This window comes from Streptomyces sp. NPDC091209 (assembly GCF_044757755.1).
GTDB lineage: Bacteria > Actinomycetota > Actinomycetes > Streptomycetales > Streptomycetaceae > Streptomyces.
Window position 1 is genome coordinate 285,332 of sequence record NZ_JBIVVR010000005.1, and the last position, 21,081, is coordinate 306,412.

Annotated in this window: 18 protein-coding genes and 1 pseudogene; 5 read left to right on the forward strand and 14 right to left on the reverse strand. The window is 73.0% G+C overall.

All coding sequences use genetic code 11. The features are described 5' to 3' along the window. Positions 1-8: 8 nt before the first annotated feature. Positions 9-836: pseudogene (gene mltG / locus ACIQRL_RS16875) on the forward strand (endolytic transglycosylase MltG); the annotation flags it as partial. A 240-nt stretch (positions 837-1,076) separates the two neighbouring features. On the opposite strand, the gene ACIQRL_RS16880 reads toward mltG, so the two are convergent. Further along, positions 1,077-2,210, reverse strand: coding sequence for an NAD(P)-binding domain-containing protein (locus ACIQRL_RS16880; RefSeq protein ID WP_401331979.1), 1,134 nt, complete (start codon positions 2,208-2,210; stop codon positions 1,077-1,079). A 251-nt stretch (positions 2,211-2,461) separates the two neighbouring features. Here ACIQRL_RS16880 and ACIQRL_RS16885 point away from each other — a divergent pair, with 251 nt between their 5' ends. The 4 genes from ACIQRL_RS16885 to ACIQRL_RS16900 all read left to right on the forward strand — a co-directional run bounded on the left by ACIQRL_RS16885 (position 2,462) and on the right by ACIQRL_RS16900 (position 5,428). Then, positions 2,462-2,884, forward strand: coding sequence for a secondary thiamine-phosphate synthase enzyme YjbQ (locus tag ACIQRL_RS16885; protein WP_401331980.1), 423 nt, complete (start codon positions 2,462-2,464; stop codon positions 2,882-2,884). 529 nt (positions 2,885-3,413) lie between these two features. Further along, complete coding sequence (locus ACIQRL_RS16890) at positions 3,414-4,715, forward strand: MFS transporter (RefSeq protein WP_401331981.1); 1,302 nt, start codon at positions 3,414-3,416, stop codon at positions 4,713-4,715. A gap of 249 nt (positions 4,716-4,964) precedes the next feature. Beyond that, a complete protein-coding gene (locus ACIQRL_RS16895; protein WP_401331982.1) occupies positions 4,965-5,132 on the forward strand; it encodes a hypothetical protein in 168 nt (55 codons plus the stop codon). Positions 5,133-5,185: 53 nt separating this feature from the next. Then, a complete protein-coding gene (locus tag ACIQRL_RS16900) occupies positions 5,186-5,428 on the forward strand; it encodes a response regulator transcription factor (protein WP_401331983.1) in 243 nt (80 codons plus the stop codon). A gap of 93 nt (positions 5,429-5,521) precedes the next feature. On the opposite strand, the gene ACIQRL_RS16905 is transcribed toward ACIQRL_RS16900, so the two are convergent. The 13 genes from ACIQRL_RS16905 to ACIQRL_RS16965 form a co-directional block, all read right to left on the reverse strand. Continuing rightward, positions 5,522-6,640, reverse strand: coding sequence for an LLM class flavin-dependent oxidoreductase (locus ACIQRL_RS16905; RefSeq protein WP_401331984.1), 1,119 nt, complete (start codon positions 6,638-6,640; stop codon positions 5,522-5,524). A gap of 29 nt (positions 6,641-6,669) precedes the next feature. Next, a complete protein-coding gene (locus ACIQRL_RS16910; protein ID WP_401331985.1) occupies positions 6,670-8,238 on the reverse strand; it encodes an amino acid adenylation domain-containing protein in 1,569 nt (522 codons plus the stop codon). Then, positions 8,235-9,035 (reverse strand): OAM dimerization domain-containing protein, encoded by an 801-nt coding sequence (locus tag ACIQRL_RS16915; RefSeq protein WP_401331986.1) that lies wholly within the window; start codon positions 9,033-9,035, stop codon positions 8,235-8,237. The genes ACIQRL_RS16910 and ACIQRL_RS16915 overlap by 4 nt, the downstream gene beginning before the upstream one ends. Further along, entirely contained in the window at positions 9,032-11,770 is a 2,739-nt protein-coding gene (locus tag ACIQRL_RS16920) for a lysine 5,6-aminomutase subunit alpha TIM-barrel domain-containing protein (RefSeq protein ID WP_401331987.1), read from the reverse strand. Before ACIQRL_RS16920 ends, ACIQRL_RS16915 begins: the two co-directional genes overlap by 4 nt. Continuing rightward, entirely contained in the window at positions 11,767-13,161 is a 1,395-nt protein-coding gene (locus ACIQRL_RS16925) for a KamA family radical SAM protein (RefSeq protein WP_401331988.1), read from the reverse strand. Before ACIQRL_RS16925 ends, ACIQRL_RS16920 begins: the two co-directional genes overlap by 4 nt. 121 nt (positions 13,162-13,282) lie before the next feature. After that, complete coding sequence (locus tag ACIQRL_RS16930) at positions 13,283-13,777, reverse strand: GNAT family N-acetyltransferase (RefSeq protein ID WP_401331989.1); 495 nt, start codon at positions 13,775-13,777, stop codon at positions 13,283-13,285. After that, positions 13,774-14,820, reverse strand: a complete 1,047-nt coding sequence (locus ACIQRL_RS16935) for a pyridoxal phosphate-dependent aminotransferase (protein WP_401331990.1) — start codon at positions 14,818-14,820, stop codon at positions 13,774-13,776. The genes ACIQRL_RS16930 and ACIQRL_RS16935 overlap by 4 nt, the downstream gene beginning before the upstream one ends. Continuing rightward, positions 14,817-15,221 carry a cupin domain-containing protein gene (locus tag ACIQRL_RS16940; RefSeq protein ID WP_401331991.1) on the reverse strand — a complete coding sequence of 135 codons (405 nt, stop codon included), beginning with the start codon at positions 15,219-15,221 and terminating at the stop codon, positions 14,817-14,819. The genes ACIQRL_RS16935 and ACIQRL_RS16940 overlap by 4 nt, the downstream gene beginning before the upstream one ends. After that, positions 15,218-16,546, reverse strand: a complete 1,329-nt coding sequence (locus ACIQRL_RS16945; protein ID WP_401331992.1) for an ATP-grasp domain-containing protein — start codon at positions 16,544-16,546, stop codon at positions 15,218-15,220. Before ACIQRL_RS16945 ends, ACIQRL_RS16940 begins: the two co-directional genes overlap by 4 nt. Positions 16,547-16,556: 10 nt before the next feature. Continuing rightward, positions 16,557-17,309: a GNAT family N-acetyltransferase gene (locus tag ACIQRL_RS16950; RefSeq protein WP_401331993.1), complete on the reverse strand. Its 753-nt coding sequence runs from the start codon at positions 17,307-17,309 to the stop codon at positions 16,557-16,559. Positions 17,310-17,347: 38 nt separating this feature from the next. Next, entirely contained in the window at positions 17,348-18,667 is a 1,320-nt protein-coding gene (locus tag ACIQRL_RS16955) for an MFS transporter (RefSeq protein ID WP_401331994.1), read from the reverse strand. Then, complete coding sequence (locus ACIQRL_RS16960) at positions 18,664-19,728, reverse strand: SAM-dependent methyltransferase (RefSeq protein WP_401331995.1); 1,065 nt, start codon at positions 19,726-19,728, stop codon at positions 18,664-18,666. Before ACIQRL_RS16960 ends, ACIQRL_RS16955 begins: the two co-directional genes overlap by 4 nt. A gap of 42 nt (positions 19,729-19,770) precedes the next feature. Beyond that, entirely contained in the window at positions 19,771-21,081 is a 1,311-nt protein-coding gene (locus ACIQRL_RS16965) for a hypothetical protein (protein WP_401331996.1), read from the reverse strand.

Consider the following 21,081-nt stretch of genomic DNA (forward strand, 5'->3'; position numbering starts at 1 on the left):
TGCCCGTTATGCAGATGAACACTCCGCCACGGAGCACGATTCGACTGACGCGCCGGGGCCGGGTCGCCCTCATCGCGACCGGAGCCGTCGTGGCGGCCACCGCCGTGGCGGTGCCGCTGCTGAGCATCGGGAACGACGCGCGCCCGACGTCGCTCGTCGTTCCGGAGGGCTGGCGCTCCGGACAGGTCTACGCGGCTGTCGACAAGGCCCTCCGGGTGCCCGCCGGCACCACCAAGAAGTCCCTGGCCAAAGCCGGCCTGAAGCTCCCGAACGACGCCCGGGGCAACCCCGAGGGCTATCTTTTCCCGGCGACGTATCCGATCGGTGAGAAGGCGACTCCGGAGTCGTTGCTGACGTTCATGGTCGACACCGCGAACAAGAAGTTCAACGGAGCGCCGATCGCCGCGGGCGCGCAGCGCAACGCGATGAACGTCTACCAGGCGGTCACCATCGCGAGCATCGTGCAGGCCGAGGCCGCGACCAGGGCGGACATGGGCAAGGTGGCCCGGGTCATCTACAACCGCCTGGAGCGCGGGATGCCGTTGCAGATGGACTCCACCATCAATTACGCGATGAACCGCTCCACCTTGAGCACCAGCCAGGCCGACACGAGGCTCAACAGCCCGTACAACTCCTATCGGCGCATGGGCCTGCCGCCCACGCCGATCGCCAACCCCGGCGAGGACGCGATGAAGGTCGCGATCAACCCGCCCCCGGGCGACTGGTTGTACTTCGTCACGGTCAAGCCGGGCGACACGCGCTTCACGGCCAGCTACGAGGAGCACCAGCGCAACGTCGCCGAGTTCAACCGGAACCACCGGAGCGCGTCCTCCGCGTCCCCCACGAAGTCGTCCGCGGCCCCTTCCATGGCCCCGCCCTCGGCCACGCTCCCTTCCGCGCCGCCGGTCACGGTCCCTCCGGCGGCTTCTCCCACGATCCCTCCCGCCGAGTCTCCGGCGGTCATTCCGTCGGTCCCCGTCACCCCGGCGGTCCCTGTCACTCCGGAGGTGCCCGTCACTCCGGCGGTCCCCGTCACACCTGCGGTCACCACCACGAACTGAGTGGCGTCCGGGGGCTCACACGGCGACCGGCGCGTCACGGGTGAGTGGTGCGTCAGACGCGGCCGGTACGTCCGGCGCGTCCGCCAGCAGGCGCCTGATGTCCCGTACGGCGGCCCGTCCGGCCCGGTTGGCTCCTATGGTGCTCGCCGACGGCCCGTAGCCGACCAGGTGGACCCGCGGATCGGCGACCGCACGCGTCCCCTCGACGCGGATGCCGCCGCCCCGCTCGCGCAGCCGCAGCGGCGCCAGATGGTCGATGGCGGCCCGGAAACCGGTCGCCCACAGGATCACGTCGGCGTCCACGCGCCGCCCGTCCGCCCACTCCACGCCGTCCGGGACGATCCGGTCGAACATCGGCCGCCGGTCCAGCACGCCGTCGGCCAGCGCCTGCCGGATCGCGTCGTTCAGCGGCAGCCCGGTGACCGAGACCACGCTCCGGGGCGGAAGCCCCTGCCGGACCCGTTCCTCGACGAGCGCGACGGCGGCCCGGCCGAACTCCTCGGTGAAGGGGCCCTCGCGGAAGACCGGGGGGCGCCGGGTGACCCAGGTGGTCTCCGCCGCGTGGCCGGCGATCTCCATCAGATGCTGGGTGCCGGAGGCGCCGCCGCCCACGACGATCACGCGCCGCCCGGCGAACCACTCGGGGCCCGGATACTGTGCCGTGTGCAACTGCCGTCCGCGGAAGGTCTCCTGGCCCGGATAGCGGGGCCAGAACGGGCGGTCCCAGGTGCCCGTCGCGTTGATCAGCGCCCGGGTCGACCACATTCCGTCGCCGGTCTCCACGAGCAGTCGCCCGGCGGGCCCCTCCCGTACCGCCCTGACATCGACCGGCCTTCGTACCCGCAGGTCGAAGGTGCGCTCGTAGGTGTCGAAGTACTCCGAGACGACCTCGGAGGACGGGCGGGCGGGGTCGGCGCCCGTGAGATCCATGCCGGGCAGGGAGTGCATCCCGTGCACCTTGCCGTACGTCAGGGACGGCCAGCGGAACTGCCAGGCTCCGCCGGGGTACGGCGCGTGGTCGAGCACGACGAAGTCCCGCTCGGGCTCGAAGCCGGTGCGCCGCAGGTGATAGGCGGCGGCCAGACCGGCCTGACCTGCGCCGATGACGACCACATCGACCGCTCGCGCGCTTACTCCGGTGTCGTTCACGCTTCTACCAACCCGGCCGGGTTCCGGGATCTTCCCGTCGGACGCCGCACTGTGAGCCACCCGACGAAGCCGCCCGGGTGGCCGCCCGCGACCGGCCGCCGACACCGTCACGGCGGGTCGGGATCCGGTCCCCGACGTCACCGTGCGCGAGAGCCCGTCGCGCCCGCAACACCTGCGGGGTGCACGGGAACCGCACCACCCCGCGGCGGCCTCGATCGCGCGGAATCCGGCGTATGGGAGAGGATTGAGGCATGTCCGATGCCTTCACCACGCAGGTCCTGAACATCTCCTCCGGTACGTCGGAGACGGTCGTCGACCTCACCCGCGACTGCGAGGCCTTCCTCCGCGAGGTCGCGGCGGGCCGCGACGGTCTCCTGAACGTCTTCGTCCCCCACGCCACCGCCGGAATCGCCATCATCGAGACGGGCGCCGGCAGCGACGACGACCTCCTCACCGCGCTGCACTCCCTGCTCCCCGCGGACGACCGCTGGCAACACCGGCACGGCAGCCCCGGCCACGGCCGCGACCACGTCCTGCCCGCCTTCGTCCCGCCGCACGCGACCCTGCCGGTGGTGGACGGAAGCCTGGAGCTGGGGACTTGGCAGTCGGTGTGCCTCGTGGACACGAACAGGGACAACCCCAACCGTCACGTGCGGTTGAGCTTCCTGGGATGAGCTGGATCGTCCTGGGGGTGGCCGTCGGCTGCTGGGAGTGCGTCGGCTGTCGCGGTGGAAGGCGCCACGTCCTCCCTTGAGCGGCAGCGTGACGACGTTCTCACGGCTGCGGAAGCGGTCGGGGGACATCATCGGCTGGGCGGACGACTGGGAGGTCCCGGGAGCCACCGATTCCGTGCGGCGGCCCCCGTCCCGGAACCGCCGAAGTCCGGTGCGGGGAGGCGTGGTTCAGCGGGTGGGGGGCGACGGGTGAAGACGGCCGCGCTATCGTGAGGGCTCGGCTGGGCGGGTGGGACGGGCGGTCCGCACCGTAACCCCGGCCGGGTCACGCGCTCCGCGCGGACCACCTCCGGGGTCGTCCTCCGGCTGCCGGGGGACCTGGGTCATCGAACGGTCGTGGCCGTGCGCCATGCCGTGTTGCGGAGCTGCCTGCGTCCTCGCGCCGGCGGTTCTCTCCGGTCTCGGCATGCCGTGCGTCCACGGGCATCTCTCCGCATGTCATGCCCGACGACCACAGGAAGGCCCTCCCGTGCACGCCTCCGCCCCTGAGGAGACCGTCGCCCCCGCACCCCGGCCGGCTACTCGCTCTCGCTTCCTGTCCTGGATCCCCGGACTGCTGTACGACACCGCGTTCCGCCGCTACTGGACGGCGCAGACGGTGTCGTACCTCGGCGACCAGGTGTCCGCCCTCGCCATCCCCCTCATCGCCGTCACCGTCGTGCACGCCGACGCGGCCCAGATCGGCTATCTCGGTGCCGCGGTCTGGCTGCCGCACCTCCTGTTCGGGCCCTGCGCCGGACTGTGGGCGGACGGTCGCAGGCACCGCCGCCGTGTCATGATCGCCGCCGACCTGGGCCGCTTCACCCTGCTCCTCGGTCTGCCCCTCGTGTACGCCCTCGGCACGCTGACGTTCACCGTCCTCTTCACGGTGGCCTTCGGCGTCGGCCTGCTGTCGGTACTTTTCGAGGTGTGCAATCCGCCGCTGTTCAAGGCGCTGGTGCCGCCGGGCGATTACGTGGCCGGCAACGCGCTCGGCAGCGGCAGCCGGGCCATGGCGAAGGTCGTCGGGCCCAGCGCCGGTGGCTTTCTGGTACAGCTGTCTTCCGCGCCGATCGCTCTGCTCGTGGACGCGCTGTCGTACCTCGTCTCGGCGGTCTTCCTGGCCCGTATCGCCCCGCAGGAGGCGCCGCCCTCGCAGAACCGCGTACGACTGCGGACAGCAGGCCGGTTCATTGTCCGCTCCCGGGCCATCCGGGCGGCGCTGGCCGCCACGGCCACGCTCAACTTCTTCTGCTTCGTCACCACCACCCTCTTCGTCCTGTACGCCACCACCACCCTGGGCCTCGGCGCGGGGCTCCTTGGCACGGTGCTGGGCGCGGGAGCCGTCGGCGCGGTGGTGGGGGCCGTCTCCGCGACCCCGCTCACCCGCCGTCTCGGGGTGGGCCGGACCCTTCTGCTCGGCTGCCTGGCGACCCCCGCTCCACTGCTGTTGATCCCCGCGGCCCACGGGTCCGGACCCGCGGTCCTGCTCATGCTCGTCGGCGCCCAGTTCGGCTCGGCGATGGGCGTCATCTGGATCGACGTCACCGCAGCCACCCTGCTGACCTCGCTGGTCCCGGATGCCATGCGGTCCAGTGTGTTCGGCGCCTACCAGGGCGTGAACCTCGGTATGCGGCCACTCGCCGCGCTGCTCTCGGGTGCTCTCGCCGGACCACTGGGACTACGGGCCACGCTGTGGATCGCGGCGGCCGGGGCGCTCACCGCCTGCCTGTGGATCCTGCCCTCGCCACTGTCCCGCAGGACCTTGCCTGCAGCGGGCCGGGAGGTGTGAGTGGCGCGACCCGTGTCCCGAAGTGCCGCTCAGAGTGCCTGTGACAGTGCCGTTCTGGCTGTCCTCGCGTGGTTAGTGTGACCACACCGATCGATGATCGCCCTCGCACACACCCTCCCCCCGGGACGTCCGCCCACGTCCACCCATGTCCGTCCGCAACCGCCGAAGCAGGGAGACCGGGACGACAGACCGGCTCCCTGCCGGCTCTGTGGTCATCGCCCGTCCGTCACCGCCCTCATGGAGATTTCCGTGACACCAGCAGATCCCGGACATTTCCTCGACACCTTCCTGCGCCAGGCAGCCGCGACCCCCGACCTCCCCGCGGCAGAACTCGGCGACCACCACCTGACCCACGCCGAATTCACCGCCCGCGTCAGCGGCTCGCGGACGGCGAGGCCGGCAGCGCCCGCCCCGTGAGCCTGCGTGAGCGCCCGGCCGCGCGGTCCTCCTCACCCATGAAAGGCACCCCTGTGAGACCGTTCGCCACCGACACCCTGAACCTCCTCAGCGACCGCGAGCTGGAAGTGCTCGGCCATCTCGCCGAGGGACACACCTACACCTCCATCGCGCGCCGGATGAACCTGAGTCCGCACACGGTGGACACCTATTTGCGCCGTATCCGCGGCAAGGCGGGCGTCAGCAACCGGGCGCACCTGATGCTGCTGGCCCTGCAGGCCACCCGGCTCCACGAGTTCGGTCTCACACAGATCTGAGTCTCTCCACCTGTAGGAAGGCCGGGGGCGTAGGCGGTGTTCACCGTCACCGCCCCCGGCCTTCCTACAGCGCGTCCCCCGGGTGACACGATCTCAGCCGGCCACCAGCGCCGGCCGTCCCCTCCGTTCGACCTCCTGGCGCACCAACGGCAGCAGCGACCTCCCGAACTCCTCGGCGTCCCGCAGCGGTTCGTAACCACGCAGCAGGAATGTGGTCACGCCGATGTCGACGTAGTCCAGCAACGCCTGCGCCACGGTCTCCGGAGTGCCCACCAGGGCGGTGGAGTTGCCGGCCGCTCCGGTGGCGGCCGCAGGCGCCGTCCACAGGGCGCGATCGTGCCGCTCGCCCATCGCGGCAGCGGCCAGCAGCCGCTGTGATCCGGTGTTCTCCGGGCTCGCCGACGGGCCGAGCGGCAGCGGCGGACGGCTGCGGTCGAAGAAGGAACCCGCGGTCCCCCGCTGCCGGATGGTGTCCAGAATGCCGTAGGCCCGCTCCCAGGCCTCGTCCTCGGTCCGGCCGAGGATCGGCCGGAACGACACACTGATCCTGGGCGGCTCGGCACGTCCGGCCGCCCGGGCCGCGGCCTGTACGGCGGCGATCTGCTCGGCGGTCTGCGCCAACGGCTCGCCCCACAGCGCGAACACATCCGCGTGCCGGCCGCCGACGCGCAGGGCAGCGGCCGACGAGCCCCCGAAGTACAGCGGCACACGCGGCCGTTGCAGGGGCCGGACCTCGGAACGGAAGTCGTCGAAGCGGTAGAAGCGGCCCTCGTGGCCGAAGCCGTCCGGCTCGCCCCACGCGCCCTTCAGCACGTCGAGGAACTCGTCCGTACGGGCGTAGCGGTCGTCCTTGTCCAAATAGTCCCCGTCGCGCCGCTGTTCGGCGTCGTTTCCGCCGGAGATGACGTGAACGGCGAGCCGGCCGCCGCTGAAGTGGTCCAGAGTGGCGAAGGACCGGGCGGCCATGGTGGGCTCCACCACACCCGGACGGTGGGCCAGCAGCAGACCGAGGCGCTCGGTGCGGGCCGCCACATAGGCGGCGATCTGCGCGCCGTCGGGCGAGCTGGAGCTGTGGCCGATGAGCACGCGGTCGAACCCGGCGTCCTCGTGCACGCGTGCAGAGCGCAGCGTGAACTCCGGGTCCACGTCGGGCCCGTGCGGACCGCTCTCGGAGTCCTTGGCTCCGATCATTCCGATGAATTCGATAGGCATGAGGGTCTCCACTTCGTGTGGTGGGGTTGTCAGGGGATGGAGACCCGGGCGGCGCCCGGGTCCCGGCCGCCGGTGCGCGCCGCCACGAGGGCGGTCCGGTCGAGCTTGCCGTGCGGGGTGACCGGGAGCCGATCGAGATAGTGCAACGCCTGCGGCAGCATGTGGACGGGCAGCCGCCCGGCGAGCAACTCTCGTACCCGCGCCGGAGGGAGCGTGTCGCGGTCCGCGACGACGAAGGCGGCGAGTGCGGGTGTGCGGCCGGCGTCGTCGACCAGGCAGGCGGCTCCGAGCACCCCGGGCAGCGCCCGCAACGCGGCTTCCACCTCGCCGAGTTCGATGCGGAAGCCGCGCAGTTTCACCTGGCCGTCCATCCGGCCGACGTAGTGGAGGAAGCCCTCGGCGTCGGCGACCGCCCAGTCGCCGCTGCGGTAGCGGCGACCGCCGCCCTCGGGGTCCTGGGGGAAGCGCTCCGCGGTCAGTTCGGGCCGGCCGAGATAGCCGTGGCTCACGCCGGCACCGCCCACCCACAACTCGCCACGCTCTCCCGGTGGGACCGGACGGCCGGTCTCGTCACGGAGTTGGACGTCCAGATGTCCCAACGGTCGTCCGATCGGGGTGCGTCCGGGACCGGCCTCGCGGAGTATCTCCGGGGTCAGCCGACAGTGGGTGACGTGCACCGTGGTCTCGGTGATCCCGTACATGTTGGTCACCGCCGCGCCGGGTGCGACGCCGGCCGCCCACCAGCGGCGGATGTCGTCGGGGACCAACGCCTCGCCGCCGAGGACGACATGGCGCAGCGCGGGCAGCCGCAGACCGCTCGCGGTGGCCTCGGTGACCAGGTTGCCGAACGCGGAGGGCACCTGGTCGAGCACGGTGACCCGTTCGGCCGCCAGCAGGGCCGCGAAGGCGTCCGGATCCGTGGCAGTCTCCTGGTCGACCACGACCGCCCGGCCGCCGTACAGCAGGGCGCCCCAGATCTCCCAGACACTGAAGTCGAAGCTCCACGAGTGGAACAGGGACCACACGTCGTCGGCCCCGCTGCCGAAGAGCGGCACGGCCGCGTCCAGCAGGGCGAGGACCTGGGCGTGCCCGACGACGCACCCCTTGGGGACGCCGGTGGAGCCGGAGGTGTAGATGATGTAGGCCGTGTCGGGTGGGAGCACTGCGGAGCCGGGCACGGGCGGCCGGGCGGCGAGCCGGAGCGGTCCCAGTTCCGCCAACGGTGTCTCGTCGGGTGCCAACGCCCCGTCGGTGACGACGAGTTGGGTGCCGGAGTCCTCCAGGAGGTGGCGCCGCCGTTGTTCCGGGTAGCCGGGGTCTATCGGCAGATAGGACGCTCCGGCCCCCAGGATGCCGAGGAGCGCGGCCAGGGCGTGCCGGGAGCGGCCCGCGCGCAGCGCAACCGGCTGCCCGGGAGCCACCCGGTCGCGCAGGGCACGGGTGACGATGGCGGCCTGCTCGGCCAACTCGCCGTAGGTGAGCGGGCCGTAGGCGTCCGTAACGGCGGTACGGGCGGGTCCGCGGGCGGCCACCGCCCGGAAACGGGAGTCGAGGCGGTCGGTGGGGGCGGGGCCGCCTGCGCGGCGGGGCGGGGTCATACGGCGTCTCCGATCCGGGCACGCGTGCCCGCGGCGGCCTGGCCGTCACGGGCCGCGGTGAGGGCGTGGGTGAGATAGCTGGCAACGTCGTCGGGGGTCGTTCCGCGGCCGAAGACCCGGTCCGCGCCTATCTCGGCGGCCATCGCCGGATCGAAGCGCGGTCCGCCGACCACGAGCAGCGGCCGGGTGCGGCCCGCGAAGGCCACGTCCAGTTCCGCGCCGAGTTCGCGCACATTGGCCAGGTGGGCGTCGCGCTGGGTGACGGCCTGGGAGACCAGGACGGCGTCGGCGCCCTCGCTCACCGCCCGGCGCGCCAGGTCGGCGACCGCGACCTGCGCGCCGAGGTTCACCACGCGCATCGAGTGGTAGTACTCAAGGCCCTTCTGGCCCGCGAAGCCCTTGATGTTGAGGATGGCGTCGATGCCGACGGTGTGGGCGTCGGTGCCGATACAGGCGCCCACCACGACCAGTTCTCGGCCCAGGCGCCCGTGCAGCGTCTCGTCGACCTCCTGGGCGGACAACAGCGGGTACTCCCGCTCCATGACGTCCACCGAGTCCAGTTCCACCCGGTGCACGACGGGGCCGTAGACGACGAAGAAGGTGAACTCGGCGCCGACCGGGCGGGCGTGCACCAGCAGCGGGCGCTCCAGGCCCATCCGGCGGGCCAGTTGGAGAGCGGTCGCCTCGGCGAGCGGCCCGTGCGGCAGCGGGAGGGTGAACGAGAGCTGAACCATGCCGTCGTCGGTCGTGTCGCCGTAGGGGCGGACCGCGAGCGGTGGACCGGCGGGTGTGGTCATGGCTGGTCTTCTCCTTCGCCTTCACAGTCGAAGTCCGCGGACTTCTCCAGCAGTTCGGTAGCGGGATTGCGGTATCCCGGGGCCCGTTCGGCGACTCCGTCCCGGCCGCGGCCGCCGTCGACGGGCCGGCGCATGCCGCCGAAGGTGCCCGCGGCGATGGCGTCCAGCAGGCCGCGGTCGCAGATCCGCTCCAGCAGGTCGACGGCCTCGCGCAGCACGTGGTCGGCACGGCGGGCGATCATCCCGCCGGGGGCGGGGCGGAAGTCCTCCTCCAGGGCGCCGGCGGCCTCCCTCACATAGCGGACGTTCTGCAGCGCCAGGTCCCGGTCGGAGAGGAACGGTGTGACGACCGCCTCGGTCATCATGCCGACGAGCAGGATGTCCTGCCGGGTCAGCGCACCGGCCAGGTTGAAGAACCCGTTGAGCAGGTAGCCGCGGAAGACGTCGCCCGTCATGTGCCGGGTCGGCGGCATCCACTTCAAGGGGGCGTCGGGGAACAGCTCACGGGCCAGCAGGGCGTGGGACAACTCCATGCGGAACGAGTCCGGCAGGTCCGGATCGATCTCGAAGGCGTGGCCGAGGCCGAGTTGGGCATCGCTGAGCCCGGCCTCCTTGCCGAAGTACTCGTTCAGTAGCTGACTGGCCGTCACGGTGTGTGCGGCCTGTACGGCGTCGGCGGTGGTGAGGTAGTTGTCCTCGCCGGTGTTGATCACGATGCCCGCGCGTGCGTGCAGTTGGCGGGAGAAGCGTTGGTCGACGAAGGTGCGGACGGGGTTGATGTCGCGGAAGAGGATGCCGTACATCGAGTCGTTGAGCATCATGTCGAGGCGTTCGAAACCCGCCAGGACGGCGATCTCCGGCATGCACAGCCCCGACGCGTAGTTGGTCAGGCGGATGTAGCGGCCGAGTTCGGCGGAGACCTCGTCGAGCGCGGCCCGCATCAGGCGGAAGTTCTCCTGGGTGGCGTAGGTGCCGGCGTAGCCCTCGCGGGTGGCGCCGTGGGGCACGTAGTCGAGCAGCGACTGCCCCGTGGAGCGGATGACCGCGATGACGTCGGCGCCGCCGCGGGCCGCGGCGGCCGCCTGGCGGATGTCCTCGTAGATGTCGCCGGTGGCCACGATCAGGTAGACGAGCGGTCCGCGGGCCCCGCCCCATCGACTCACCAGGCGTTCGCGTTCCCGGCGGCGGGTGTCGATGACGCTCAGTCCGCCGGCCATGGCCCGGTGGGCGGTCCGCACGGCCGCGGTGGCCTCGGCCCCCTCGGGCAGCCGGAAGGACACGTCCCGGGCGGTGGCTCGGGCGGCGAGGTCGGTGAGGTCACGGCCCGCGCCGGTGCGCAGCGCGTGCCACACCGGCAGGGCGACACCGTGTTCGAGACCGACCTGGTCGCGTACGGCGTCCACCAGGCGGTTGGCCCAGGGGATGCCCTCGGCATCGGCGCCGGAGAGCCCCGCCAGGCGCAGCGCGGCCCGTTCGACGGCGACGGTGGTGTGGGACCGTGCGAGGTCCACCACCGGGCGCCCGGCGCGAACCGCCAACTCCCGTGCACGGCTCACCAGCTGAGGATCGAGCCCGAGCTTGCCGGTGGGGGTGGCGGGCCGGTGGGCGACGGAGTCGAGGGCGGAGCGGGACTCAGCGGACCGGGACACGGCCGGGGCCCCGACCGAGGTGTCCTCGCGGCGCAGCCGCCGGTCGAACAGCCCCCGCACACCCGGGTTCGTGCGCACGAGGTCCAGCGCCTGCTGGGCGTGTCCGGGCTGGTAGCCGTTGCCGATGAGCATGGTGACGTCGGCCCGCAGGCCCTCGGCGCCGAGCGCGGCGGCAGGGAAGGACGTCGCCATGGAGAAGAAGATCACGGTGCCGCCGTCGCGGGTGGCGAGAATCGCCGCGTGTTCGCAGCCGGGGACATCGGTGCAGACCACGGTGATGTCGACCGGGCCGCCACAGTCCGCCAGGCGCTCGCCGAGCGCGACCGCGTCGCGGGCATCGGCCCGCACGACCGTGTCGGCGAGGTCGGAGCGGGTGAGCGCGGCCTCTTCGGCCGCGTCGGGCACGACCCCCACGAGACGGCGGGCACCGGCCCGGCGGGCCGCCGCGAGGGCCAGGCTGCCGGACTTGCCGGCCGCGCCGAGTACCGCGACCGTGGGCGTGACACCGGTGCGGGCGGTGTGGTCGGCGACGGTTCGGGCGGTCAGCGCGGGTGCTCCGCACACGTCCAGGACCGCGAGGGACAGTTCGTCGGGCAGGTCGGCGGGGAGCGCGGCGGCGATCGAACGGCCGAAGAGGACGGCGTGTCCGCGGGCCGGTGCCCGCTCGCTCAGCCCGTCCCAGTCGCGCAGCCCGTCGGTGAGCGTCAGCGGGGTCAGGGTGAGCGAGACCAGGCTCGCCACCCGGTCGCCCGGCTTGAGGCCCAGCGGGGAGCGCGGTCCGGTCTCGGCCACGGTGCCGATCAGCATTCCGCCGGAGCCGGTCACCGGGTTGTGCATCTTGCCGCGTTCGCGCACGATGCGGCACACCGCCTCGCGCACGGCCTCCCCGTCACCGCCGTGGGCCTCGTGGAGCTGGCGGTAGGAGGCCGCGTCGAGGTTGAGGTGCTCGACGTCGACGCGCACCTCGTCCTCGTGCAGCGGGGCGTCGGGGTCGAGCCGGCGGGCGGCCTGGGGCAGCACCCCGGCCGGTTCCACGACCCGGTGCAGTCCGAGGGGCGAGCTCGGCTCGCGAGCGGCGCCGTTCACCGGTCGTCCCCCGGCTGCCACTGCGCCCAGTGCGCCTGCCCCGCCTCGGGCAGGGTGTGCAGCGGGTCGTAGTAGTGGTGGACGCGGCGCAGTGCCTGCGGGTCGCCGTGCTCGACCGAGGTCAGGTAGTTCTTCGACCAGTCGGAGATGCCGAGTTCGCGGTCGTAGCCCTCGGCCTGGTGCACCCAGCGCTTGCCGACATAGGGCACGTCGCAGACCAGGCGGGGGGTGGCGAAACCGGGCAGGTAGCCCATGATGGCGTGCTGCAGGCGCTGGGCCTCGGCGAGTGGGAGCCGCCAGTGCTCGGCGGACGGCACGATGTCGCAGAGGTAGAAGTAGTACGGCGTGATCTGGGCACTGTCGAGGAGCGCGAAGCACAGGTCGAGCAGGGCCTCGGGCGTGTGGTTGACGCCGTGCAGGAGGACGCCCTGGTTGCGTACGTCGCGCAGTCCGGCCGCGAGCAGTGCGCGGGACGCCTCGGCGACCAGGGGGGTGACCTGCTGGACGTTGTTGGCGTGGGTGTGCATGGCCAGGGAGACACCGCGCACGGACGCCTTGGCGGTGAGTTCGGCCATGCCGTCGAGGACATCGGGGGCGAGCCAGTGCTGGGGCAGTCCGATCAGGCCCTTGCTGGCGAGCCGGATGTCGCGCACGTTGTCCAGGTCGAGCAGCCGGTCGACGAACGAACGCAGCCGCGGCCAGGGCACGTTGGCGACGTCCCCGCCGGAGACGACGACGTCGCGGACCGCGGGGGTGGCCTTGAGATAGGCGATCATCCGGTCGAGGCGGTCGGTGGGGCGCAGTACGAAGCGGTACTTGTCGACCTGTGGGGTGGAGGTGCCGACCAGGTCCATGCGGGTGCAGTGCCCGCAGTACTGGGGGCAGGTGGTGACGAGTTCGGCGAGGACCTTGGTCGGATAGCGGTGGGTGAGCCCCTCGACGACCCACATCTCGGCCTCGTGCAGGGAGTCGCGGGAGGCGAGCGGATGGCTGGGCCACCGGGGGTGCCGGTCGCTGGCGACGGGCAGCATGTAGCGGCGGACGGGGTCGGCGTACCAGGCGGCCGCGTCGGGTGCGGTGAGCGGGGCGACGGTGTTGAGGACCTGCGGGGTGAGCAGGATCGGCATCGTCGCGAACTGCTGCTGGTCGGTGGCGAGATCGGCATAGAAGGTGTCGTCCAGTCCGGCTCCAGCCACCTCGCGCAACTGTCGTACTCCCTTCACGCAGTGCGCGCGTTGCCATTGCGGGTCGCGCCATTGCGCGGCCGTGACGTGCCGCCAGGCGGGGAAACGGCGCCAGTCGGGTTCGATCGCCTCGTGGCGCCGGTAGCCGTAGGGCTGGGTCGGTGCGTCGACCGCCTCCAGGGCGAGCGGCGGGGATGCGGTTCTCACGGATGCCTCGGTTTCTCCCGGCCGCGGGCGGCGGGTGGATCGGGGGCGGGCGCCGTGCGCCGCCGGGCGGTGGCGCACGCGGGTGTGCGGCGCCACCGGTAAGTCGTGGACTGATGACCCGTCAGTCGGTGAGGGCGTACACGAGCGTGCCGTCGCGGTCCGGGCGGCGGTCGAACCCGGCTCGTTCCATGACCCGTTGGGAGGGAACGTTGTCGGCGGTGGTGGTGGCGAAAACGGTGTCGACACCCGGGTCGCCGAGCGCCCGGTGGGCGAGCGCCGCCAGGGCCTCGGTGGCATAGCCCCGGCCGCGGGCGTCGGGGTGCAGGTCGAAGCCGATCTCGACCGACCCGTCCTGCGGCGGGCCGTGGAAGCCCATGCCGCCGACGACGAGGCCGTCCTCCTGCCGGATAAGCGCGTACATGCCCCAGCCGGGGCGGTGCAGCCCGGCCGCGTGGGCTCGCACGAGCAGACCCGCAGCCTCCTGGGAGCCCTCTCCGGGCGTGCCGCCGAGCCAGTCCAGGCCGGCGGCGCGCCCCTCCTTCAGCTCTTCGGCCTCGGCGGGCTGCACCTCGCGCAGCCGAAGACGGTCGGTGGCGAGGGCGGTGGGCTTGATCACTGGTTCTCCTGAGGGATGTTGAGGGGTACGGCGAGAGGTGCGACGGCATCGAGCGCGTCCAGCAGGCGGCGCTGCTGCGGCGCTTCGCCGACGGAGATCCGCAGATGACCGGCGAGACCGAAGCGGCCGGCGTCGCGGACGAGGATCCCGTGGTCCTGTTCCAGCAGCCGTTCGGCGGCCGCGGAGTCGGACACCGGCACGGCGAGGAAGTTGGTCACGGAGGGCAGGGCAGGCCGGCCGCGCGCGGCGAGGCCGGCACGGAACCGCTCGCGGGCCACCGCGTTGTCCCGCCGTACGCGCTCCAGGTGGCCGCGGTCGGCGAGCGCGGCGACCGCGGCGGCCTGCGCGGCCCGGTTGACGCTGAACGGCATGGTGCCCTGGACGTCACGCAGCCGTGCGACCAGATCGGCACGGCCGACGGCGTAGCCGATACGCAGCCCGGCCAGACCGTGCGCCTTGGAGAAGGTGCGCAGGGCCAGCACCGGTGCGCCGCTGTCGAGATAGTCCAGGACCTGCGGGGTGCCGGGCGGGGCGAAGTCCAGATAGGCCTCGTCCACCACGAGCGGGGTGCCGGTGGCGCCGGCGCGCTCGACCAGCAGGTCGAACGCGCCCCGGTCCAGGACGCCGCCGGTGGGGTTGTGAGGATTGCAGACGTAGGCGATACCCGCCGTGCCGAGGGCATCGGCCAGAGCGGCGACGTCCGGTGACGGGACCTCGCGGCAGCCGCGTCCGACGTTCTCCAAGCAGATCCGGTAGCCGGGGAAGGTGCCCGCGGTGGTGACCCCGGGGCGCTGCCGGTCGCCGAGGGACAGCGCGCTCAGCAGGACGAGTTCGTCGCTGCCATTGGCGACGGCGACCTCGTCGGCCCGTACGCCCAGCAGTTCGGCGATGGCCCCGGCGGGCGCGGCGCGCGTGGGGTCGGGGTAGACGCCGGTGGCATCGATCGCCTCGTGGGCCGCGCGCAGGGCATGCGGGCTCGGGCCGTAGGGGCTCTCGGACAGATGCAGCCTCAGCACCGTGCGGGGCACGGCGGGGGCGGTCACCGTGCACCGCCGAGCAGCAGACCGAAGCAGTAACTCCCGGGCTCCGCCGCCAGAGTGAGGAAGCGGTGCTCGGCGCCGGCCGGGACGCGCAGCAGCGCGGGCGAGGTCAGCTCGTGCCGCTCGCCGTCGACGAGGACCTCGATGCGCGCGCCGCCGGCGTTGGGCGAGACGAGGAAGTAGATCTCGTCGACCTGGTGCCGGTGCGGGTCGGCCACAGGCCTGCCGACGAGGTGGGTGATGGAGCCGCCCGCGAGCTCGACCGGGACGCCGCCGAACATGTCGGCGGTGAGGTAGAAGGGCGCCGGGTCGTGATGCCCGGCCACCGGAAGGAAGCGCGGTATGTCGGTGCGGACCTCCGCTCCTTGGGGGCGGGCGGTGCCGTTCGGCGTCTCGGTGGTCATCGGGGGGCCTTTCGTCGGTCGAGGGGGCCGGAGGGTCGGCGGGCGCCGAGCTCGTGGGAGCGCAGGCTGCGTTCGCCGGGGCCCGCGGGAGCGGGGGCGAAGGTGTAGGTGAGCGCGTCGAGGGCCTGGTCGAGCACGTCGACCATCGCGGCGTGGGTGGCGGCGATGCCCCACAGGACCGCCAACTCGCCACTGGCGACACCTGGTTCGACGAGGGTGCCGGGCCGCACCCGGGTCTCGTAGCCGTCGAGGCCGGGCAGGGCGAGTGCGTCGGCGACCCCGTCCACGCGGGTCAGCAGACCGCCGTCGGCGGGTGTCGGCACGGCGCGGGCGAACACCACCCGGTCCTGCGGCACCCATGTCGTGGGCGCTGGTCCGCCGAGCGCGAGGCCGGCCGCCAGGGCCACCGGGTCCAGCCCGCCGGCGAGCCGCCCGAGCCCGGCCTGGAAGCCGCCCAGGCGTCCGTTGACCTCGATCAGCCGCGGGCCGTCCGCCGTCAGCTTGACCTCGGTGTGGGTGACGCCCGTGCGCACACCGAGCGCCTCGACCGCACGGCCGGCGAGGTCTGCCACGGCAGCCTGCTCGTCGGCCGCGAGCGGGGCCGGCCAGTAGTGCCCGACCTCCCGGAAGGGCGGCGCCAAAGGGAACTTTCCGGTGACCGCCCAGTGCGTGACCCGGCCCTCGACCACCGCGCTCTCAACGGAGACATGGTCGCCGAACGGCGCGCGGTCGGCTCCTGCCAGGTACTCCTCCAGTACGAGGGCCCCCTCGCCACCGGGGCCCGCGAGCAGGCGCTCGGCAAGCGCGGAGCCGGTGGCGGCGTCGCGCACCAGATGGGTGTTGCGGCTGCCCTCGCCGCGAGCCGGTTTGAGGACGGCCGGGAGACCGACCGCGGTGAGCGCGGGCGCCCAGTCCCGGGGGGTGCGCAACAGCGCCGTGCGGACCGGGTCCACACCCCGCTCGCGCAGCCTGCGCCGCTGCTCGTACTTGTCCGTCAGCAGTCGTACCGTCGCCGCGTCGTGGTACGGCAGCCCGAGCCGCGCGGCGAGTTCCGCCGTGACGGCCAGCCTGCGCTCGCTGTAGGTGAGCACGGCGGCCGGACGGTGCGCGCGCAGCCGTGTCGCGGCCTCGTCGAGATCGGCCGCGTGGTCTCCGTCGAGCTGGACCACGGCTGCCAGGTCCCTGAGCAGCGGGGCGAGTTGTTCGGTGTGGGCCGAGCGGCACACGGCGAGGACGACGTCGCCGAGCGGTTCGAGCCGGTCCACGATGTCCGCGGGCGCGACGGAACCGAAGTCGTAGACGACGGCGATGACGGGGCGAGGCATACCGGGTTCCTCAGGCGTCGATGTGGTCGGGGTCGGCTGCGAAGCGCACGCCGGACAGCACGGACGCCAGGGCGGGCGCGGCAGTCGCCTGCGGGCTCGCGGGTGCGTCCTGGTCCCCGGGTATGCCCGCGGCGCCGAACATGGCGAGCGCCGGCGCCAACCCCGCGATGTCCGCGTGGATCTGACGGTTCGCCTGCCAGACGTCCCGGTGCAGCCGGTAGCGGTCGCTGACGACCCGCTTCCCGCGTACGGCGTTGACCTGGGCGCCGTCCCGGGTGAAGCCGAACTTGCGGCACACGGCCTGCGAGCCTTCATTGCCACGTCGTACGACGGAGAAGGCGTCCTGCGCGCCCAGCCCGGCGAAGGCGAGCTCCAGGGACGCGGCGCGGGCGTGGCCGCCGAGGCCGAGTCCCTGGTGGCGCAGGCCGAGCCAGGAGGTGAGGAGCACCTCGCGGGTCGCCGCGAAGTCCCGTGCGCCGAGCGACTGGGAGCCGACGACCTCGCCGTCGTGCACCACGACCAGGTACAGAGTCCAGTCCGCGGGGCTCCAGTTGGCCATGGCGTTCCAGTGGCGTTGCAGGACGCGGCGGGCGACGGTGGCCGGATCGCCGTCCGTCCACTGCGAGAAGAAGGGCATGAAGCCCGGCGCGTGCACCCCCGTAGCGCCCAGGTCGGCGAGCGCCTCGAGATCCTGCGGGGTCGGCCAGCGCAATTCGACGAGAGGGGTGCGCACGGTGATGCCGCTCAACGGCCAGTGCTGCATGACGGATACCTCCTGGGTCGGCGGTCGGTGGTCGGTGGTCACGGGGTGGCGGCCACGGCGGCGGCATCGAGCACGGTCCCGGCGTCGGCTCCGCTCTCCGCCGGGTGCGGGTCCGGCAGGTCCGCGTCCCTCGGCAGGACGCGGCGCAGGGCCGGTCCCACCAGGGCCACGGCCGCACTTGCGGCGACCAGCAGGACGACCAGCGGCAGCCCGTGGGCATGGGGCAGTGCGATGCCGGCGAGCAGGGGGCCGGCTACCGAGCCGGTGGAGACGGCGACCGACAGCATGGCGTTGACCCGGCCGCGGGCGCGGTCGTCGGCGAGATCGTTCAGCAGCCCGGTGACGACGGGGAAGACCAGCGCCTCGCCCACCGACAGCAGGAGGACACCGGCCATGGCCAGTACGGTCGCGGCGGTTCCGTGCTGGCGTCCGGCGACCAGCACGAGGGCCCAGGCCGCCGCCCAGAGGACGCCGGTCACGCCGAGCACCGTGCTGCGCCGTACCCGCTGCACCCGTTCGCCGAGGAGAACCTGGGTGACCACGGCGACGACGATGTTGACGGCGAACGTGCCCGAGAGCCCCTCGGCGCCGACCGCCCCGCCGGCCGTGAGATAGCCGGGCAGACCGCTCCTGAGCTGCCCGTACGACACCAGCGAGCACAGCGTGAGGGTGGCCAGCAGCACCGCGAGGGAGCGCTGCCCCAGCACCTCCCGGTACCCCACCGAACCCTCCGCCGCCTTCTTGGCCCCGCCGGCGCGCTCGATGCGGGGCAGCAGCAGGAGGAAGGCGGCGCCTGCCACCAGGAAGGTGGCGCCGTCGGCGACGTACAGCGCCATGAACCGGGCCGCGCGCGAACCGGGTCCCGAGGCCGCGGCCACACCGCCGACGAGAACGCCCAGGCCGGTCATCGCGTTGAACACCGCGTAGTCGGCGGAGAAGGCGAGGCCGCGCTCGCGGGCCGTGGCGGCACCTGCGTACAGGTAGCGCATGACGGTACCCACGCCGCTGATGCCGAGGCCGTAGACGACCGCCGCGGTGAGCGCCAGCGGTGCGGTCGTGGCGACCGCGTACAGCGCGGTACCCACTCCCGCCACGCCCATGACGAGCGTGACGACCGGCCGGGGGGCGACGCGGTCGAGCACGGCTCCCCAGACGAGGCCGCCGGCCACCGCGGTCGCCGCCTGAACGGCGAGCGTGGCGGCGGGGATCCAGGACGCGAGACCGCGGACCTGGCTCAGGTAGATCCACAGGAACGGCAGGACCAGGCCGCCGCCGAAGGAATTGACCGCGTTGACGGCGAGCACCGCCCGGGTCCGGAAGGAGAACTCCCGCACTACCGCGAACGGGTTGGCGCTCATCGGGCCTCCAGCACGTAGAGCCACGAGTGCGGGGTGCCGAACGCGACCGTGCGCAGGGGGTGCAGGCCGGCCGCCGCGAACAGCTCCTCGTACGTCTCCTTGGTGTGCAGCGGAACGCCCATGAGCGCGTGCGCGAGTTCGTAGCCGAGGGAGAACACCGGCAGGGTGGCGGAGTCCTCGGCGCCGGGCCGCAGCATGGTGTCGGCGAGGACGAAGGTGCGGGCGGCCGGGAACGCCTCGCGCATCCGCGTGAACAGCTGCGGCCGGGTCTCGGGGTCGGCGAGCAGGTCGTGCAGCAGGAAGAAGCTCATCACCGTGTCCACCTCGGCGAGGGCGTCGCGATGGGCGGCACGGTGGCAGACGTCGAGGACATCGGCCTGGACCGCCCGGACCCGGTCATCGAGTCCCGCGTCGGCGATGGTGCGGTGGCCCAGTTCGGTGGCCGGTCCGCTGATGTCCAGGCCCAGGCCCCTGGTGCCGGGGCGGCCGCCGACGACCCGGCTGACCCGTGCCGAGATACCGCTGCCGAGGTCGGCGATGGTGTGGAAGTCGACGCCTTGGAGGACGTCGTCAAGAGTGCCGGCCATGAAGGAGCGGTCGTTCTGCCCCGAGCCGAGGGCGACCATCGCCTCGTCGCGCAGCAGGTCGGCACCGAACGTGGCCTCGCCGGTGGCGAGTCGGGCCGCGCCGGAGAAGAGGCCGCTGTATCCGCCGACCGCCCAGGTGAAGTAGCCGCGCATCCGGACGGTCTCGCGTCCCGCGTCGGTGAGGACCGCGGTGTCGCCGTCGTCCTCCAGACGCAGCCAGCCGCACACGGCGGCGGCCCGCAGCACCTCACGGACGACGCGCTCGCGCACCGCGGGCCCGGTCGAACGCATGAACTCCGGTACATCTAGGGTCTCTTGCTCGGCAAGTCGGTCCAGGGCGCCGAGCCGGTCCAGGGTGTGGACGACGGTGGCGGCGACGTAGCCGTTGAATGCCTGGTCGACTCCGATCGGGGCGGGAGCGCCGCCGTACCAGTCGGCGGGCAGGATGCTGGGTGGGGTGTGCAGGAGTGTCATCGTGATCCGATCTGCCGTGGATGCGGGCGGTTCTGGGGCGGGTCAGGCGGGCTGGGCCTGCGGCGGCCGGGTGACGGCGCCGAGAAGAGCGGTGAGTTCGTCGAGGAGCTGCCGCGGGTCTGCCGTGGTGGTGAGCGGTTCGTAGACGGCCAGGGCCAGCGCCCAGTGCGCGGGCCCGCCGCGCAGGCAGCAGCGCACCAGGGGCTCGTCGCGCAGCCGCATCGGCTGCCGGGCCGCCTTGAGCACCGCCTGCCGCAGCTCCTCGGGGCCGCCGTCCGGATCGTCGACGAGGAGCACGGGACGGGCGGCTGCGTCGGGCAGGATGCGGGCCTGCCAGCGGCCGCCGGGTTCGCCGAAAACGGTGCGCAGGGCCGGGTGCCGGCGCTGGAGTTCGGCGAACGCCTCACGCAGTACCTCGGGTGCCGGCGGCTCTCCCGCCCGCACGCCGGCCACAGCCGCGTTGTGGTCCCCCGAAGAGCCGTGCCGTACCAAGTCGTAGAACAGCCAGCGCTGTTCGTACGGCGTCAGGGGTCGGTACGGCCCTGCGCCGACGGCCGCGGGTCCACCGGGGCCACGGCGGCGGAAGGGGTGCCCGGGCAGGCGGACGCGGCGGCCGGGCCGGCCGAGCGTGGTGTCGACGTCGTAGCCGAGGCACCACAACCGGGCGAGCAGGGTCGCGGGCGAATGGGGATCGGCGGGGTCGAGGCCGAGCGGACCGGATGCCCCGATCCGCACCACCGGCACGGCGGGTACGGCGTCCGTACCGGCCGGTGCGTCGGCGTCCACGGCGAACGGGCCGGACTCGGTTTCGGTGGTCTCGGGGGGTCCGGCGGCCGTGCGCAGAGCGTCGGCGAGGGAGTGTTCCGCGCGGACGGCGGCTGCGGCGACGGCCCCGACCCCGGTGCCGTGCACGGCGCGTGGGGTGACGAGGCGGGTGCGCAGCCACTGCGCCAGCCCGTACTGCACAGCCACGGTCCGTGCGGCGTCCGTGTCGCCGTACTCGGCCGCCAGGCGCAGGGCCTCGGCGACCTCGGGGAGATCGACGGGGGCACCCGTGAGGGGTGTTCCGTCGAGCAGGAGCAGGGGCCCGTCGCCCGGAGCGCGTGCGGGGGTGGGCTCGGCCGCCTTCTTCTCCCGCAACAGGAGCGCGAGTTCGACGGGCGAAGTGCCGACCACGGCGTCCCGGCAGGCGAAGCGTTCGCGGCCGGTCGCCAGGGTCAGGGCGACGCCGTCCAGGTCGGCGTCCGGCGTGTGCTCCAGCCATACGGCGAGGTTCTCGCGCAGTTCGGCCAGTGCCCCGGGGTCACGGGCGGACAGCGCCAGTACGCGCGGAGGGTTCTTCGGTGCGGTCAC